The sequence below is a fragment of the Ruegeria pomeroyi DSS-3 genome, assembly GCF_000011965.2.
Lineage (GTDB): Bacteria > Pseudomonadota > Alphaproteobacteria > Rhodobacterales > Rhodobacteraceae > Ruegeria_B > Ruegeria_B pomeroyi.
On the sequence record NC_003911.12, the window covers coordinates 2767481 to 2782472 of the forward strand.

Annotated in this window: 16 protein-coding genes; 8 read left to right on the plus strand and 8 right to left on the minus strand. The window is 63.7% G+C overall.

Annotated elements, in window-relative coordinates; translation table 11 throughout:
- Positions 1-99: 99 nt before the first annotated feature.
- The 4 genes from lon to tgt all read right to left on the minus strand — a co-directional run bounded on the left by lon (position 100) and on the right by tgt (position 5953).
- Positions 100-2511 (minus strand): endopeptidase La, encoded by a 2412-nt coding sequence (gene lon / locus SPO_RS13255; RefSeq protein WP_011048315.1) that lies wholly within the window; start codon positions 2509-2511, stop codon positions 100-102.
- Positions 2512-2773: 262 nt separating this feature from the next.
- Positions 2774-3331 carry a hypothetical protein gene (locus tag SPO_RS13260; RefSeq protein WP_044028489.1) on the minus strand — a complete coding sequence of 186 codons (558 nt, stop codon included), beginning with the start codon at positions 3329-3331 and terminating at the stop codon, positions 2774-2776.
- A gap of 141 nt (positions 3332-3472) precedes the next feature.
- Entirely contained in the window at positions 3473-4549 is a 1077-nt protein-coding gene (locus SPO_RS13265) for an alkene reductase (RefSeq protein WP_011048317.1), read from the minus strand.
- A gap of 273 nt (positions 4550-4822) precedes the next feature.
- The gene (gene tgt / locus SPO_RS13270) at positions 4823-5953 is read right to left on the minus strand and encodes a tRNA guanosine(34) transglycosylase Tgt (protein ID WP_011048318.1); all 1131 of its coding nucleotides are present in this window, start codon (positions 5951-5953) and stop codon (positions 4823-4825) included.
- Positions 5954-6128: 175 nt separating this feature from the next.
- On the opposite strand from tgt, the gene SPO_RS13275 reads away from it, so the two are divergent.
- The 6 genes from SPO_RS13275 to SPO_RS13300 all read left to right on the plus strand — a co-directional run bounded on the left by SPO_RS13275 (position 6129) and on the right by SPO_RS13300 (position 9846).
- Positions 6129-7019, plus strand: coding sequence for an SPFH domain-containing protein (locus SPO_RS13275; RefSeq protein ID WP_011048319.1), 891 nt, complete (start codon positions 6129-6131; stop codon positions 7017-7019).
- A complete protein-coding gene (locus SPO_RS13280; RefSeq protein WP_011048320.1) occupies positions 7019-7291 on the plus strand; it encodes an NfeD family protein in 273 nt (90 codons plus the stop codon). Before SPO_RS13275 ends, SPO_RS13280 begins: the two co-directional genes overlap by 1 nt.
- A gap of 144 nt (positions 7292-7435) precedes the next feature.
- A complete protein-coding gene (locus SPO_RS13285; RefSeq protein WP_011048321.1) occupies positions 7436-7798 on the plus strand; it encodes an SUF system Fe-S cluster assembly protein in 363 nt (120 codons plus the stop codon).
- A gap of 303 nt (positions 7799-8101) precedes the next feature.
- Positions 8102-8464: a HesB/IscA family protein gene (locus SPO_RS13290; RefSeq protein ID WP_044029280.1), complete on the plus strand. Its 363-nt coding sequence runs from the start codon at positions 8102-8104 to the stop codon at positions 8462-8464.
- Between the two features lie 101 nt (positions 8465-8565).
- A complete protein-coding gene (gene tpiA, locus SPO_RS13295) occupies positions 8566-9321 on the plus strand; it encodes a triose-phosphate isomerase (RefSeq protein WP_011048323.1) in 756 nt (251 codons plus the stop codon).
- 51 nt (positions 9322-9372) lie between these two features.
- Positions 9373-9846 carry a GNAT family N-acetyltransferase gene (locus tag SPO_RS13300; protein ID WP_044028492.1) on the plus strand — a complete coding sequence of 158 codons (474 nt, stop codon included), beginning with the start codon at positions 9373-9375 and terminating at the stop codon, positions 9844-9846.
- Between the two features lie 17 nt (positions 9847-9863).
- On the opposite strand, the gene SPO_RS13305 is transcribed toward SPO_RS13300, so the two are convergent.
- Entirely contained in the window at positions 9864-10481 is a 618-nt protein-coding gene (locus SPO_RS13305; protein ID WP_011048325.1) for a LysE family translocator, read from the minus strand.
- A 119-nt stretch (positions 10482-10600) separates the two neighbouring features.
- Between SPO_RS13305 and SPO_RS13310 the strand changes: the two genes are divergently transcribed.
- Positions 10601-11056 carry an Lrp/AsnC family transcriptional regulator gene (locus SPO_RS13310; protein WP_011048326.1) on the plus strand — a complete coding sequence of 152 codons (456 nt, stop codon included), beginning with the start codon at positions 10601-10603 and terminating at the stop codon, positions 11054-11056.
- 72 nt (positions 11057-11128) lie between these two features.
- The gene (locus tag SPO_RS13315) at positions 11129-11761 is read left to right on the plus strand and encodes a class I SAM-dependent methyltransferase (protein WP_051420378.1); all 633 of its coding nucleotides are present in this window, start codon (positions 11129-11131) and stop codon (positions 11759-11761) included.
- A 45-nt stretch (positions 11762-11806) separates the two neighbouring features.
- On the opposite strand, the gene SPO_RS13320 is transcribed toward SPO_RS13315, so the two are convergent.
- From SPO_RS13320 to SPO_RS13330, 3 genes are all read right to left on the minus strand, one after another.
- Positions 11807-13204: a TRAP transporter large permease gene (locus SPO_RS13320; protein WP_011048328.1), complete on the minus strand. Its 1398-nt coding sequence runs from the start codon at positions 13202-13204 to the stop codon at positions 11807-11809.
- Positions 13204-13875, minus strand: coding sequence for a TRAP transporter small permease (locus SPO_RS13325; RefSeq protein ID WP_011048329.1), 672 nt, complete (start codon positions 13873-13875; stop codon positions 13204-13206). Before SPO_RS13325 ends, SPO_RS13320 begins: the two co-directional genes overlap by 1 nt.
- A 72-nt stretch (positions 13876-13947) precedes the next feature.
- The gene (locus tag SPO_RS13330; protein ID WP_011048330.1) at positions 13948-14949 is read right to left on the minus strand and encodes a DctP family TRAP transporter solute-binding subunit; all 1002 of its coding nucleotides are present in this window, start codon (positions 14947-14949) and stop codon (positions 13948-13950) included.
- Between the last annotated feature and the right edge of the window lie 43 nt (positions 14950-14992).

The following is a 14992-nucleotide window of genomic DNA, read 5'->3' on the forward strand; positions in this document are numbered from 1 at the left end:
CGATCTGGCTACATTCACGCAAAAAATAGTTGAAAACAGGTGTCCGCATACAACAAAGGCGGGCTCTGGGCCCGCCTTTGCCGGTAATGTCTGCGCCGTTCAGTGCGCCGTGGCCGAGGCCCCGTCACCGCCCGGCAGTGCCGATTTGGCGGCGGCCGCCTCTTCCTCGGCCGCCTCGTCCCATTCGATCGCCTCGGGCTGGCGTACCAGCGCCTGTTTCAGCACCTCGGACACATGCGCGACGGGGATGATCGTCAGCCCCTCTTTCACATTGTCCGGGATCTCGGGCAGGTCCTTTTCGTTCTCTGCCGGGATAAGCACCGTCTTGACGCCACCGCGCAGGGCCGCCAGCAGCTTCTCCTTGAGCCCGCCGATGGCCAGCACGTTGCCGCGCAGGGTGACCTCGCCGGTCATGGCGATGTCCTTGCGGACGGGCGTCTGGGTCAGCACCGACACGATCGAGGTAACCATGGCGATACCGGCACTGGGGCCATCCTTGGGCGTCGCTCCCTCGGGCACGTGCACGTGGATGTCCCAGCGGTCCAGCCGGGGCGGTTTCACCCCGATGGCGGGCGCGATCGAGCGCACGTAAGAGGCCGCCGCGTCGATCGATTCCTTCATCACCTCGCCCAGCTTGCCGGTGGTCTTCATCCGGCCCTTGCCGGGCAGGCGCAATGCCTCGATCGACAGAAGATCGCCGCCGACGCTGGTCCAGGCAAGCCCGGTGACCACACCGATCTGGTCATCCTTCTCGGCAAGACCGAACTTGAACCGGCGCACACCCAGGAAATCCTCGAGATTCTCGGAGGTTACCGAGACTTTCTCGGCCTCTTTCTTGAGGATCTTGGTCAGCGCCTTGCGGCAAATCTTGGCCACTTCGCGTTCCAGGTTCCGCACTCCCGCCTCGCGGGTGTAATAGCGGATGATGTCGGTCAGCGCCCCATCGGACAGCTCGAACTCCTTGGCCCTCAGACCGTGGTTCTTGGTCTGCTTGGGCAGCAGGTGGCGCTTGGCGATCTCGCGCTTTTCAACCTCGGTATAGCCCGCCAGCGGGATGATCTCCATCCGGTCCAGCAGCGGCCCAGGCATGTTATAGCTGTTGGACGTAGTCAGGAACATCACGTTCGAGAGGTCGTATTCCACCTCGAGATAGTGGTCCATGAAGGTGTTGTTCTGTTCCGGATCCAGCACTTCGAGCATCGCGCTTGCCGGGTCGCCCCGGAAATCCTGACCCATCTTGTCGATCTCGTCGAGCAGGATGAGCGGATTGGTGGTCTTGGCCTTTTTCAGCGCCTGGATGATCTTGCCCGGCATCGAGCCGATATAGGTCCGGCGGTGACCGCGGATCTCGCTCTCGTCACGCACCCCGCCCAGCGAAATGCGGATGAACTCGCGCCCGGTCGCCCTTGCGACCGATTTGCCCAGCGAGGTCTTGCCCACGCCCGGAGGGCCGACAAGGCACAGGATCGGCCCCTTCAGCTTGGCCGAGCGCTGCTGCACCGCCAGATACTCGACGATGCGTTCCTTGACCTTTTCCAGACCGTAATGATCTGCATCCAGCACGCCCTCGGCGCGGCCGAGATCCTTTTTGACGCGGGATTTGACGCCCCACGGGATCGACAGCAGCCAGTCGAGATAATTGCGCACCACGGTGGCCTCGGCCGACATGGGTGACATGTTCTTGAGCTTTTTCAGCTCGGCCTCGGCCTTTTCGCGCGCCTCTTTCGACAGTTTGGTGGCGGCGATCTTGTCTTCCAGCTCGGCGATCTCGCCGGCACCTTCTTCGCCATCGCCCAGCTCGCGCTGGATCGCCTTCATCTGTTCGTTCAGATAATATTCGCGCTGGGTCTTCTCCATCTGGGATTTGACCCGGGTCTTGATCTTCTTCTCGACCTGCAGAACGCTCATCTCGCCCTGCATCAGGCCATAGACCTTCTCCAGCCGCTCGCTGACGGACAGGGTTTCCAGCAGGTCCTGTTTCTGACCCACCTCGATGCCCAGATGGCCCGCGACCAGATCGGCCAGCTTGGCCGGCTCGGTGGTTTCGCCGACAGCGGCCAGCGCCTCTTCGGGGATGTTCTTGCGCACCTTGGCATAGCGTTCGAATTCGTCACCCACGGTGCGGATCAGCGCCTGGGTGGTGGTCACGTCGCCGGGGATCTCGGTCAGGTATTCGGCGCGCGCTTCGAAGAAGACGTCGTTTTCCAGAAATCCGGTGATCTTGACCCGTGCCTGCCCCTCGACCAGCACCTTGACGGTGCCATCGGGCAGTTTCAGCAGCTGCAGCACATTGGCCAGCACGCCGGTGCGGTAGATGCCGTCGCTGTCGGGATCGTCGATCCCGGGGTCGACCTGGCTCGACAGCAGGATCTGCTTGTCTTCCTGCATCACCTCTTCCAGCGCCCGCACCGATTTCTCGCGGCCGACAAAAAGCGGCACGATCATATGCGGGAACACCACGATGTCGCGCAGCGGCAGGACGGGGTAAGAGGCGTTCAGAGGCTCTTGCATGCTCTATCCTTGTTCATTGGCAAGATGGCACCGGCCCCTGTTCTAGGCGACCCCCGGCCATCTCCTGTCTCGGGCTGATAAGGTGGGGTGAGTCCCCGTCCGTTTCAACCGGACCCGTAAATTGGTGCCGCGCACAATGACGCGACTGCCAGCGGACCGCAAGTCTGCAAAACCGCCGCCGAGGCGGATTCCTGCGGGACGGCGGGCGGGGCGATCTGCGCCAGGGCGCAGGAGCGCCGTATCGCCGTTCCCGCCCCAGCCCTCAGTGGCGCAGGAAACTGACCAGACGGCGGGCATGGGTCTCGGCCCCGTCACTGCCGCGCCCCTGCACGGTCAGCACACCGCCCAGCCGGTCCTCGTCCAGCAGTGCCAGCTGGACATGCAGCCACAGATGGGTGCCGTCCTCGTCGATCCGCTCCTGCTCGAATTCCAGCCGCAGCATCCCATCGGTGCCGCAATCGGGGGCAAGCCCCAGCCTGTCGAAATCCAAGTCCCGCTGGGCTCCATCAACGGGTACCGGCACGATCTGATTGTCGGCATCAGCCAAGCGCACCTCGGCCTCGCCAAACTGCGCCATGTTGGCAAAGACGGCGCCATCGCGATAGAGCATGGCCATCATCTCGTGCCCCATGGGCGGTATCGGCATCTTCATCTCGTTGGCGCCCATTTTCATCATCATCAGGCCGGGTCCGTTATGTACCCGCCAGGCCCCCTCCAGCAGCGGCGCCACGATCTCGGGGTAATCCTGCGCGCCCAGCGCGCAGCCATCCAGCTCGGCCGCGCCAGCCAATCCGCCCCAAATACACATCACCGCAGACATCAATCGCTTCACGGCAAACTCCTTTGTTTTCAAATCAATGCGGAGCGCAGCTAGCAATGTGTCCGATCCGGTTTCAAGTCCGGCAAACCCGACCTTTCGCCTTTGGCCGCCCCGTTGGGCAGCCAAAGGGAGCGGCCTGTTTCAGGCCGTCTGCAACACCGGGTAATCGGTATAGCCTTCGTCGCCGCCGCCGTAATAGGTGGCGGTATCGCCCATGTTCAGCGGCGCATCGGCCGCAAGCCGTTCGACCAGGTCGGGATTGGCGATATAGGGCCGGCCAAAGGCGACCAGATCCACCGCGCCCGTTTCGGTCCGCTCCAGCGCGCTGGCGCGGTCATAGCCGTTATTGCCCATATAGGCCCCGGTCCAGAGCTGGCGCAGATCGTCGAACGCGCCGTCGCGGGCTCCGCCGGTCTGGCCCTCGATCATGTGCAGATAGGCCAGCCCATAGCTGTCCAGCCGCTTGATCACCGGCGTATAGGTGGCGACCGGATCGCTCTCGGATATGCCGTTCACCGTGGTGAAGGGCGACAGCCGGATGCCGACATTGCCCGGCTCCCAGACCGTCAGCACCGCCTCCAGCACCTGAAACAGGAAACGGGCGCGGTTTTCAACCGATCCGCCATAGTCGTCCTGCCGCTGGTTGGCGCCATCCTTGAGGAACTGTTCGACCAGATAGCCATTGGCGGCATGGATCTCGACCCCGTCGAATCCCGCCTCGCGGGCGCTTTGGGCGGCATGGGCGTAGTCGGCAAGGACACGGGCGATCTCGTCCGTTTCAAGCGCGCGCGGGGTCGAGGTCGTCTCAAACCCGGCATGGGTGAATGTCTTGGCCTCTGCCGCAATCGCCGAAGGCGACACCGGCGCCTGCCCGTCCGGCAACAGCGAGCTGTGCGAGATGCGGCCCACATGCCAGAGCTGGATCACGATCTTGCCGCCCCTGGCATGAACGGCGTCGGTGACCTTGCGCCATGCGGCAACCTGTTCGGGGGTGTGGATGCCCGGCGTCTGGATATAGCCCTTGCCCTCGGCGCTGATCTGCGCGCCTTCGGTGATCAGCAGCCCGGCGCTGGCGCGCTGGGCATAATATTCCGCATGCCGGTCGAACACGGTTCCGGCGGTGTCATCGGCCCGGTTGCGGGTCAGCGGTGCCATAACGACCCGGTTCTTCAACGCGATATTGCCCGCCTTGAGGGGGGTAAAGAGTGTCTCGCTCATCGTGGGATCTCCTGTGCTGCTCCGGCGGCGGCGATGGGAGACGCAGCCGGTGCAGCCCGAGCTATGCCCTCGAGACCGATCCGCAAGGGCAGAGCACCCGGCCCCGTGAGGGCTGCGCGGAAGGAAATCTGCAGATGGCGCCGAAGCGCGGGCCTTTGTTTCTTGCCCGCGTAGGGCAAAACATTATCCCACCATAGGGACAAGAAACGGGATAACGTTTTCTTCACAACTCTGCCATGCCGCTGATGCATGGCCGCCGAGGGGCGCCCGCGCTCAGAGCGGCTCGATATCGCCCTGCGCCCGCCCGGCGTGGAACGCGGCCTCCCAGGCCTCGAACGTACCGCCTGCGATGGCCTCTCGCATGCCCTGCATGATCTCCTGGAAATAATGCAGGTTGTGCCAGGTCAGCAGCATCGAGCTGATGATCTCCTGACTGCGGAAGACGTGATGCAGATAGGCGCGGCTGTAATTGCGGCAGGCTGGGCAAGTGCAGGCCTCGTCCAGCGGGCGCGGGTCGTCCATGTGCCGCGCGTTCTTGATGTTGAGAACCCCGTGCCGGGTAAACACCTGCCCGGTGCGGCCCGAGCGGGAGGGCAAGACGCAATCCATCATGTCAATGCCCCGCTTGACCGCGCCGACGATATCATCGGGCTTGCCCACCCCCATCAGATAGCGCGGCTTGTCCTCGGGCAGAAAGCCCGGCGCATAGTCGAGACAGTCAAACATCGCCGCCTGCCCCTCGCCAACCGCGAGGCCGCCAACCGCATAGCCATCAAAGCCGACGCTCCTCAGCGCTTGCGCGCTTTCCTCGCGCAGGTCCTGCTCCAGCCCGCCCTGCATGATCCCGAACAGGGCATGCCCCGGACGATCGCCAAAGGCCTCGCGCGAGCGTTCGGCCCAGCGCATCGAAAGCCGCATGCTCTCGGCGATGCGGTCGCGGTCGGCCGGCAGTGCGGGGCATTCATCGAAACACATGACGATATCGCTGCCCAACAGGCGCTGGATCTCCATCGAGCGTTCCGGGGTCAGTTCGTGCTTGGACCCGTCGATATGGGATTTGAAGGTCACGCCCTTTTCGGTCAGCTTGCGCAACCCCGCCAGCGACATCACCTGAAAGCCGCCGCTATCGGTCAGGATCGGGCGGTCCCAGTTCATGAACCTGTGCAAGCCCCCCAGCCGGTCGATCCGCTCGGCGGTGGGCCGCAGCATCAGGTGATAGGTATTGCCCAAGAGAATATCGGCACCGGTGGCGCGCACGCTTTCGGGCATCATCGCCTTGACCGTCGCCGCCGTCCCCACCGGCATGAAGGCCGGTGTGCGCACCCCGCCGCGCGGCGTATGGATCACGCCGGTACGCGCCTTGCCATCGCTGGCATGCAGGTCAAAAGAGAAACGCTCGCTCATCTCATCCTCGCGGCTCGGGTCAACCGGGCAGGCTTTGCCCCAAGCGCGCCGGCAATGCAAGCGGCGCGCCCGATTTCCCCTTTGCGCGGCGAACCATACAGCCCATACCTGTATTGAATGACGGCAACACACGCCCCATATGTATACCATAGTACACAATAATCAGGGACACAGCATGACCGAAGACCAGATCATCGGCCTTCTCAGCCAGAACATCATCTATCTCGCCGCCGCGATCTTTATCATCGTGGTCATCCTCAAGGGTATCCGCATCGTGCCCCAATCCGAGAAATTCGTGGTCGAACGGTTCGGACGGCTGCATGCGGTGCTGGGGCCAGGCATCAACTTTATCGTGCCCTTCCTTGATGTGGTCCGGCACAAGATTTCGATCCTTGAGCGGCAATTGCCCACCGCCAGCCAGGACGCGATCACCAAGGATAACGTGCTGGTGCAGGTGGACACATCGGTGTTCTACCGGATCACCGAACCGGAAAAGACGGTCTATCGCATCCGCGACGTGGATGGCGCCATCTCGACCACCGTGGCCGGGATCGTGCGGGCCGAGATCGGCAAGATGGACCTGGACGAGGTGCAATCGAACCGGGCGCAACTGATCTCGACCATCAAATCCTCGGTCGAGGATGCGGTTGACGATTGGGGGATCGAGGTCACCCGGGCCGAAATCCTGGACGTGAACCTGGATCAGGCCACCCGCGACGCCATGCTGCAACAGCTGAACGCCGAGCGGGAACGCCGCGCTCAGGTGACCAAGGCCGAAGGCGCCAAGCGGGCGGTCGAACTGAATGCCGATGCCGAGCTTTACGCCGCCGAACAGACCGCCAAGGCCCGCCGCATCGAGGCCGAAGCCGAGGCCTATGCCACCGAGGTCGTGGCCCGCGCCATCGCCGCGCACGGGCTGGAGGCGGCGCAATACCAGGTGGCGCTGAAACAGGTCGAGGCGCTGAATGCGCTGGGTAATGGCGCCGGAAAACAGACCATTATCCTGCCCGCCAATGCGCTGGAGGCCTTTGGCGACGCGTTCAAACTGCTGAAAGGAGGCAAGTGATGTCGGATGCGCTCTGGTCGGTATGGTGGCTCTGGATCGCCGGTGCGCTGGCACTGGGTGTGGTCGAGATGCTGCTGCCGGGCTTCATCTTCCTGGGTTTTGCCATCGGCGCTGCACTGACTGGGCTGATGCTGCTGGCGGTGACCCCGTCGCTGCCGGTGCTGCTCTTGGTCTTCGCCGCGCTGTCACTGGCCGCATGGCTGCTGCTCAGACGCAGCTTTGCATTGCCCACGGGCCAGGTGAAAACCTTCAAGGACGATATCAACGGGTGAGGCGCAGGAGTTTTCCGGCACGGAAAACAAGCCGGAAAAATTCAATTTTTCCGGCCCCCACCCAGCAACAAGGGGTGCCCTGCCCTCTGGACGGCCCCGGCCCCATTCCCTATATAATCGCTCAGGAAACAAGCCGAGGCCCAGATGACCCACGCGACAGAACCCATGGAAGGCGCGCCGCTGATTGCGCCCTCTTCCGTCGACCACGACCTGTACGAGCCGGTGGTCGAGGCCTGCCGCACGGTCTATGACCCCGAGATCCCGGTCAATATCTTCGAACTGGGTCTGATCTATACCGTCGAGATTTCGGATGAGAACGAGGTCCGGGTGATCATGACCCTGACCGCACCCGGTTGCCCCGTGGCTGGCGAGATGCCCGGCTGGGTGGCGGCAGCGGTCGAAAGCGTGCCCGGCGTCAAATCGGTCGAGGTCGAAATGACCTGGGACCCGCCCTGGGGCATGGAGATGATGTCGGACGAGGCGCGGCTGGAACTGGGCTTCATGTGATCGGCGCAGGGCGGTTATCCACAGAAAACCGGCCCCTGTTACAAAACCTTTACCCGACCGTCATGCTGTGTTGATCCGCCTGTTACAGGCCTCGGCCAGCCTTGCCCGCGGCCGTGGTCCGGATCCCATCCACTCCCGGACCAGACATCATCACCGGCCTCGGGTCCTGCCCTACCCCCATCGTGGGATCCACACCAGAACGGGCCGCTCTTGCCCGAGAGCGGCCCCCTTTCTTTCAGCCACCCTTGAGCCAGGCCCCCAAGCGCCCTAGATTAGGGGCAACGCGCGACAATGGAGATTTTCATGTTCGGCATTCCCGGCAAGCAGGCGGTGACCATGACCCCCCGGGCGGCGACCCAGATCGCCCGCCTGATGGACAAGGGCGGCCATACCGGGCTGCGCATCGGCGTCAAGAAAGGCGGCTGTGCCGGCATGGAATACACCATGGATTATGTGGATCAGGCCGATCCGCATGACGAGGTGGTCGAGCAGGACGGCGCCCGCATCCTGATCGCACCGATGGCGCAGATGTTCCTGTTCGGCACCGAGATCGACTATGAGGTCTCGCTGCTGGAATCCGGCTTCAAGTTCAAGAACCCCAATGTGGTCGATGCCTGCGGCTGCGGGGAATCGATCAAGTTCGACGAGTCGCTCGCCAGCCGCTGATCCGGCCCGCGCCCCACACCCCGCCCGCCGCGATTGTCACGCCGCGCCACCGATGCTATCGGGGGCCGAGATTTCACAAACAGCGATTTTGGGAGAGAGCAATGCGGCGCAAACTTGCAGCAGGGAACTGGAAGATGAACGGCACCGGCGCCGCGCTCGACGCGCTGGAGGCAATTGCCGGGGCGCATTCCGCCGCCGCTGTTGATCTGCTGATCTGTCCGCCCGCCACGCTCCTTTACCGCGCTGCACAGGTCGCAGAAGGCAGCCGGGTGCGGATCGGCGGCCAGGATTGCCACGCCGTCACCGCAGGTGCCCATACCGGCGATATCAGCGCCATGATGCTAGCCGACGCCGGTGCCAGCGCCGTCATCCTTGGCCATTCCGAACGCCGCGCCGATCATGGCGAGACCGACGCGCAGGTCTGCGACAAGGCGCGCGCGGCGCTTGAGGCCGGGCTGATCGCCATCATCTGCATCGGCGAGACCCTGGCCCAGCGCGAGGCGGGCCAGACGCTCGACGTGGTCTGCGCGCAACTGGCCGGTTCGGTGCCCGACGGGATCGACGGCACCCGGGTCGTGGTCGCCTATGAGCCGGTCTGGGCCATCGGCACCGGGCTGGTGCCGACGCTGGAACAGATTGCCGAGGTTCACGACACCCTGCGCCAGCAGCTGATCGGGCGGTTCGGGTCGGAGACCGCCGAGGCGATCCGCCTGCTTTATGGCGGCTCGGTCAAGCCGGGCAACGCGGCCGAAATCTTTGCGGTTTCGAACGTGGATGGCGCGCTGGTCGGCGGCGCCAGCCTGACTGCCGCCGATTTCTCGCCCATCGTCAGCGCGCTGGAACAGGCGGCGGGCTGACACCGCCCTTTGCCCCTTGTCCGCGCCGGATGGTCAGGGGATCATGCGCGCATGACATCACAAATGCTCGTTGTGCGGCAGGCGTCGCATCAGGACCTGCCGCAATTGTTCGACCTCTACCGGCACCTCAACCCCGAGGATGTGCCGCCACCCGCGCCGGATGTGGCGCGGGACATCTTGAACCAACTGTGCCGCTACGAAGGCAGCGCCATCTTCCTGGGCGAGGTCACGGGCACCTTGGTCGCCTCCTGCACCCTGATCGTCATTCCCAACCTGATGCGGGGCGGCAGCCCCTATGGGCTGATCGAGAATGTGGTGACCCATGGCGATTTCAGAAAACGCGGATTCGGCAAGGCACTGCTTGATCATGCCTCGGCGGCGGCCTGGCAGGCGGGGTGCTACAAGCTTATGCTGCTGACCGGGTCGTCCCAGCCCGAGGTGCTGCGCTTCTATCAAGGCGCCGGGTTCGAACAGTCCAAAACCGGATTTCAGAAACGGCGCGTTCCGCCACGCCCCGAGGGGTGAGCTTCGGCCCCGCGCCCTCAGGCCCCAAGCATCAGCTTGAGGGCAAAGCCGATCAGAACCACCCCCGACACCTGCCGGAACCGGTCATATCGCGCCTGGGTCATGACAGATCGGCGCAGCAGCTGCGCCAGCGCCGAATAGGTGCCGAGCGACAGGATCGACAGGGCGCAATAGCTGGCGATCAGCAGCGCGGCCTGCGGCGCCAGGGGCTGCGCCGGGTCCAGAACCTGCGGAAACAGCGCGATGTAGAACAGCAGCGCCTTGGGATTGCTGGCCGCCAGCAGAAAGGCCTCGGCAAACAGTGCATGGGCGCGCACGGCGGGCCCGTCCGCCTCAGCTGACAGAATTTTTTCCCGCTTGACCAACAGCTTGACCCCAAGCCAGACCAGATAGGCGATGCCGATCCAGCGGAACGCCTGCCACCACAGAGGGGAGGCCATGGCAAAGGCGGTGATCCCCGCCGCGCAAAGCGTGCCGCCCAGCGCAAGGCCCAGCGCATTGCCCAGGATCGTCGGCACCACCCGCCGGGCACCCAGCTGAAGCGCCCGCCGCAGCGTGTTCAGGTTGGCAGGCCCCGGCGTGACGATATTGACCGCCGATACCATCGCAAATGTTGTCCAAAGCGCCCAGCTCATCCCCTTGCCTTCCGTGTTGAGGTCACCGCGTTCAAGTTAGCGACTTCCATCAACAAAGTTCTTTCTATATCAAAACTACATCGGCTTATTTCCCTCCATTACCGAGGTGGATTATCAAAATGACTTTCACCGAAGAACCCGCACTCGATCCCCTTGATCGCGCGATTCTGGCCGCTCTGGTGCAGGATGCGCGCAGCGGCTGGAGCGAGCTTGCCGCGCAGACGGGTGTCTCGGCTCCCACCATCCGCGAGCGGGTGCGGCGCCTGATCGACAGCGGCGTGATCCGGGGCTTTACCGCCGAAATCTCGCCCCAGGCGCTGGGATACCGGCTGGAGGCGGTGGTTCGGTTTCGCCCCCTGCCCGGTAAACGGCACATCCTGGAACAGCGGATTCAGGAAACCGATCGGATCGTGCAATGTGACAAGGTCACCGGCGAGGACGGCTTTGTCGCGCGCATCCTGCTGCGCGATATCGGCGAACTGGACCCGCTTCTGGAAACCTTTGCGCGGATGGCAACGACCCATACGTCCATCGTCAAGTCCAGCCCGGTCCGAATGCGACCGCCCGCCTTTTGAGCGGCGCAGGACAAGACTGGACCAAGACGCGCGCAGCTGCCTATCCTGCCGGTGACACATAAGGGGATCGCCATGACGGGCGCGAGCGAGCCGGGCCGATTGGGACAGCTTTACGCGACACACGCGGCGCGGTGGCACGCGTCGATCACCAGGCTCGGCTATCCCGATGCCTATGCGCGCCTGACCCGCTGCGACCTGCAGCGCCGCGCGGCCCCTGCCCGGCAGGTCCTGGATGCCGGGTGTGGCACCGGCGCTTTTGCCGAGGCCTATCTGTCGCAAAGCCGCGGGGCGAAGCCCGCCCTGACCGCCCTCGACCCCTCGCCCGAGATGCTGGATCAGGCCCGCAGCCGGCTTGCCCCATGGCAACCCGACTGCCGGCAGGGGCAGCTGGAGGATCTGACACGCCTGAGCGCCCGTTTCGACACCGTGCTGTGTGCCCATGTGGTCGAGCATGTGGCCGATCTGGGCGCGGCGCTGGAGCAATTGCGCGCGGCCCTTCTGCCGGGCGGCAGCCTGCTGCTCTCGGTCAGCAAGCCGCATTGGTGCACGGCGCTGCTGCGCTGGCGCTGGGGCCACCGCGCCTATCGTCCCGAACAGGTCTGTGCCGCCCTCGCCCATCACGGATTTGGCCAGATCGAGCCGGTTCGCTACGTCAAGGGGCCACCCTCGCGCACCAGCTGCGGCTATCGCGCGGTGCGGAAATGAAAAGGGCGGCCCCGAAGGGCCGCCCTTGCGCCGCGTCTGCGGCTGTTACTTGATGATGATCTCTGGCCCCATCAGCGCGTTGGGCAGCACCGTCGACAGCCAGGGAACATAGGTCACCAGGATCAGGAAGACGAACAGCACGGCCAGGAAGGGCAGCGCCGCGCGCACCACGCTCATCATCGGCATCCCCGCCACGCCCGAGGTCACGAACAGGTTCAGACCCACCGGCGGCGTGATCATCCCGATCTCCATGTTCACCACCATGATGATGCCCAGATGGATCGGATCGATCCCCAGTTCGATGGCGATCGGAAACACCAGCGGCGCCACGATGACCAGCAGGCCCGAGGGCTCCATGAACTGGCCGCCGATCAGCAGGATCACGTTGACCACGATCAGGAAGGTGATCGGACCCAGACCCGCCGACAGCATCGCATTGGCCACATGCTGGGGCACCTGCTCGTCGGTCAGCACATGTTTCAGGATCAGCGCGTTGGCGATCACGAACATCAGCGTCACGGTCAGCTTGCCCGCCTCGAACAGGGTGTTGCGGGTGTCCTTGTGAAAGAACGCCCCCACCAGTGCGAGCGGCCGGGTCAGCAGGCTCTTGCGCACGCCCCCGTTGTTCTCTGCCGCCAGCGGCCCCATGTCGCGATAGACGAAAGAGGCCACCAGGAAGGCATAGACCGAGGCCACCGCCGCCGCCTCTGTCGGGGTAAAGATCGCCTTGGTGATGCCGGGGATGCCGTAGATACCCACCATGATCACCACGATCAGCATTAGACCCCACAGCGCATCACGGAAACTGTCACCGATCTCGCCCCAGCCCGCCCAATCGCCCTTGGGCATGCCCTTGATCGTGGCCATGACATAGATCGCCACCATCAGCATGACACCGGCCAGAATGCCCGGAATGACGCCGGCCAGGAACATCCGGCCCACCGAGACCTCGACCGAGGCGGCATAGACCACCATCACGATCGAGGGCGGGATCAGGATGCCCAGCGTGCCCGCGTTACAGATCACACCAGCGGCGAATTCCTTGGTATATCCCGCCTGTTTCATCGCCGCGATGACGATGGACCCGATGGCCACCACCGTCGCCGGGGACGAACCTGACAGGGCGGCAAACATCATGCAAGCAAACACGCCCGAGATGGCAAGACCGCCGCGCAGATGGCCTACACAGGCGATGGCAAACCGGATGATCCGCTGCGCCACCCCGCCCGTGGTCATGAAGGACGAGGCGAGGATGAAGAAGGGGATCGCCAGCAGGGTGAAATGTCCCTCAAACGCCTGGAACAGCGTCTGCGCCACCGAGGCGAGCGAGCTGTCCGAGAAGATCAGCAGGAACAGGACCGAGCTGAAACCGAGCGCAACCGCGATGGGCACCCCGATCAGCAGGAACCCCACCACCATCACAAAGAGAAGCACCACGTCCATCAGTCATCCTTCCCCAGTTGCTCGCGAACTTCTTCCAGTTCGTCCTCGGCCTCGTGGCTGGCGATCATGCGGTCCTGGCCACCGGTCCAGATGCTGCGGGCCACTTGCAGGAACCGCCACAGCAGCAGCCCCATGCTGAGCGGCAGCACCAGATAGGGCACCAGCCGCGGCAGTTTCTCGTATTCGTCGCCCTCGTTGAACACGGTCTCCATCCAGCCCAGGATCGCCGGATGCGGGATGTCGTTGGTCTCGTACCAGCCCTTGGGCCGGAACTCGTCCTCGAACCCGGTCGGAAACACGCGCCCGGTGGTCTGCGGCAGGTTGGCGAAGTTGGACCAGTAGTCCCACGACCCCTTGAGCAGCAGCAGCGTGAACAGGATGCAGACGGTGATCGAGATCATCGCCATCACGCTGCGCCCCTTGGGCGACAGCATGTTGATGACCGCATCGACCCCCAGATGGGCGTTCTTCTTGACGGCATAGCTTGCCCCCAGCAGCACCAGCCAGCCGAACATGAACACCGTCAGTTCCAGCGCCCAGAGAATATTGTGATTGAACACGTAGCGTGCGACCACATTGGCAAAGGTAATCACCGTCATGCAGCCCAGCAGCACCGCGATGATCGTCTCTTCAATGCGATCCACCCAGCTTTCGCTTTTGTGCGGATGCATGTCCCTCGTCCCTTGTTTGTATGAAAAAGGGCGCGGACAGTCCTGCCCGCGCCCCGTCAGGCTACACCCTGATTACATCGAGGCGTTGATGGCCTGGGCGGCGTCGATCGACTCCTGGCCCACGTCGTCCACGAACTTGTCCCAGACGGGCTTCATGGTATCGACCCATTCCTGACGCTGTTCGGCAGTCAGCTGGCGCACCACGCCGCCGGCGGCCAGGATCGCGTCACGGGCCTCGTTGTTGACCTTGGTCGATTCCGCGTTGCGGGCATTGGTTACCTCTGTGAGGATGGTCAGGAACTGGTCGCGCACACCCGCATCCAGGCTGTCCAGCCAGTCGACCGAGGTCACCACCAGATAGTCGATGATGCCGTGGTTGGTCTCGGTGGTGCCGTCCTGCACCTCAAAGAACTTCTGGCCATAGATGTTGGACCAGGTGTTCTCCTGCCCGTCGACAACGCCCTGCTGCAGCGCGCCATAAACTTCGGAGAAGGCCATCTTCTGCGGGCTGGCGCCCATCGCTTCCATCTGCGCGACCAGCACATCCGAGGACTGCACGCGGAACTTAAGCCCGTTGGCATCGGACGGCACCAGAAGCGGCTTGCTCGCCGACATCTGCTTCATGCCGTTGTGCCAGTAGGCCAGGCCCTGAAGGCCACGCTTCTGCATGCTGTCGAGCAGCGCCTGACCGGCATCCGAGGTCTGGAACGCGTCCACCGCATCCACGTTCTTGAACATGAAGGGCAGATCGAAGAGGCGGAATTTCTTGGTGAATTTCTCGAATTTCGACAGCGAGGGCGCGGCCAGCTGCACATCGCCCTGCAACATCGCCTCGAGCACCTTGTCATCATTGTACAGGGTCGAGTTCGGATAGACCTCCATGCACATGGTGCCGTTCATCTCGGCATTGACGCGCTCGGCCAGAAGCGAGGCAGCGATCCCCTTGGGGTGCTTGTCGGTATTGGTCACGTGGGCGAATTTCACCACGATCTCGCCATCGTCGCAGGCGGCGATGGCGGCACCGGCGGTGACGGTCAAGGCCAGCGCGGTAGCGGCGGTTGTCAGGAATTTCATGTCTTTTGTCCTCCCAAAAGTCTGTCACATGCTCCTCGGACGC

What these genes read in the sequence shown, in the direction of transcription:
- SPO_RS13315 (WP_051420378.1), top strand. Translation starts at nt 11,129, where the DNA reads ATGACGGGCGCGAGCGAGCCGGGCCGATTGGGACAGCTTTACGCGACA.
- SPO_RS13280 (WP_011048320.1), top strand. Translation starts at nt 7,019, where the DNA reads ATGTCGGATGCGCTCTGGTCGGTATGGTGGCTCTGGATCGCCGGTGCG.
- SPO_RS13285 (WP_011048321.1), top strand. Translation starts at nt 7,436, where the DNA reads ATGACCCACGCGACAGAACCCATGGAAGGCGCGCCGCTGATTGCGCCC.
- lon (WP_011048315.1), bottom strand. Translation starts at nt 2,511, where the DNA reads ATGCAAGAGCCTCTGAACGCCTCTTACCCCGTCCTGCCGCTGCGCGAC.
- SPO_RS13330 (WP_011048330.1), bottom strand. Translation starts at nt 14,949, where the DNA reads ATGAAATTCCTGACAACCGCCGCTACCGCGCTGGCCTTGACCGTCACC.
- SPO_RS13310 (WP_011048326.1), top strand. Translation starts at nt 10,601, where the DNA reads ATGACTTTCACCGAAGAACCCGCACTCGATCCCCTTGATCGCGCGATT.
- SPO_RS13325 (WP_011048329.1), bottom strand. Translation starts at nt 13,875, where the DNA reads ATGCATCCGCACAAAAGCGAAAGCTGGGTGGATCGCATTGAAGAGACG.
- tgt (WP_011048318.1), bottom strand. Translation starts at nt 5,953, where the DNA reads ATGAGCGAGCGTTTCTCTTTTGACCTGCATGCCAGCGATGGCAAGGCG.
- tpiA (WP_011048323.1), top strand. Translation starts at nt 8,566, where the DNA reads ATGCGGCGCAAACTTGCAGCAGGGAACTGGAAGATGAACGGCACCGGC.
- SPO_RS13265 (WP_011048317.1), bottom strand. Translation starts at nt 4,549, where the DNA reads ATGAGCGAGACACTCTTTACCCCCCTCAAGGCGGGCAATATCGCGTTG.
- SPO_RS13305 (WP_011048325.1), bottom strand. Translation starts at nt 10,481, where the DNA reads ATGAGCTGGGCGCTTTGGACAACATTTGCGATGGTATCGGCGGTCAAT.
- SPO_RS13275 (WP_011048319.1), top strand. Translation starts at nt 6,129, where the DNA reads ATGACCGAAGACCAGATCATCGGCCTTCTCAGCCAGAACATCATCTAT.
- SPO_RS13290 (WP_044029280.1), top strand. Translation starts at nt 8,102, where the DNA reads ATGTTCGGCATTCCCGGCAAGCAGGCGGTGACCATGACCCCCCGGGCG.
- SPO_RS13300 (WP_044028492.1), top strand. Translation starts at nt 9,373, where the DNA reads ATGACATCACAAATGCTCGTTGTGCGGCAGGCGTCGCATCAGGACCTG.
- SPO_RS13260 (WP_044028489.1), bottom strand. Translation starts at nt 3,331, where the DNA reads ATGTCTGCGGTGATGTGTATTTGGGGCGGATTGGCTGGCGCGGCCGAG.
- SPO_RS13320 (WP_011048328.1), bottom strand. Translation starts at nt 13,204, where the DNA reads ATGGACGTGGTGCTTCTCTTTGTGATGGTGGTGGGGTTCCTGCTGATC.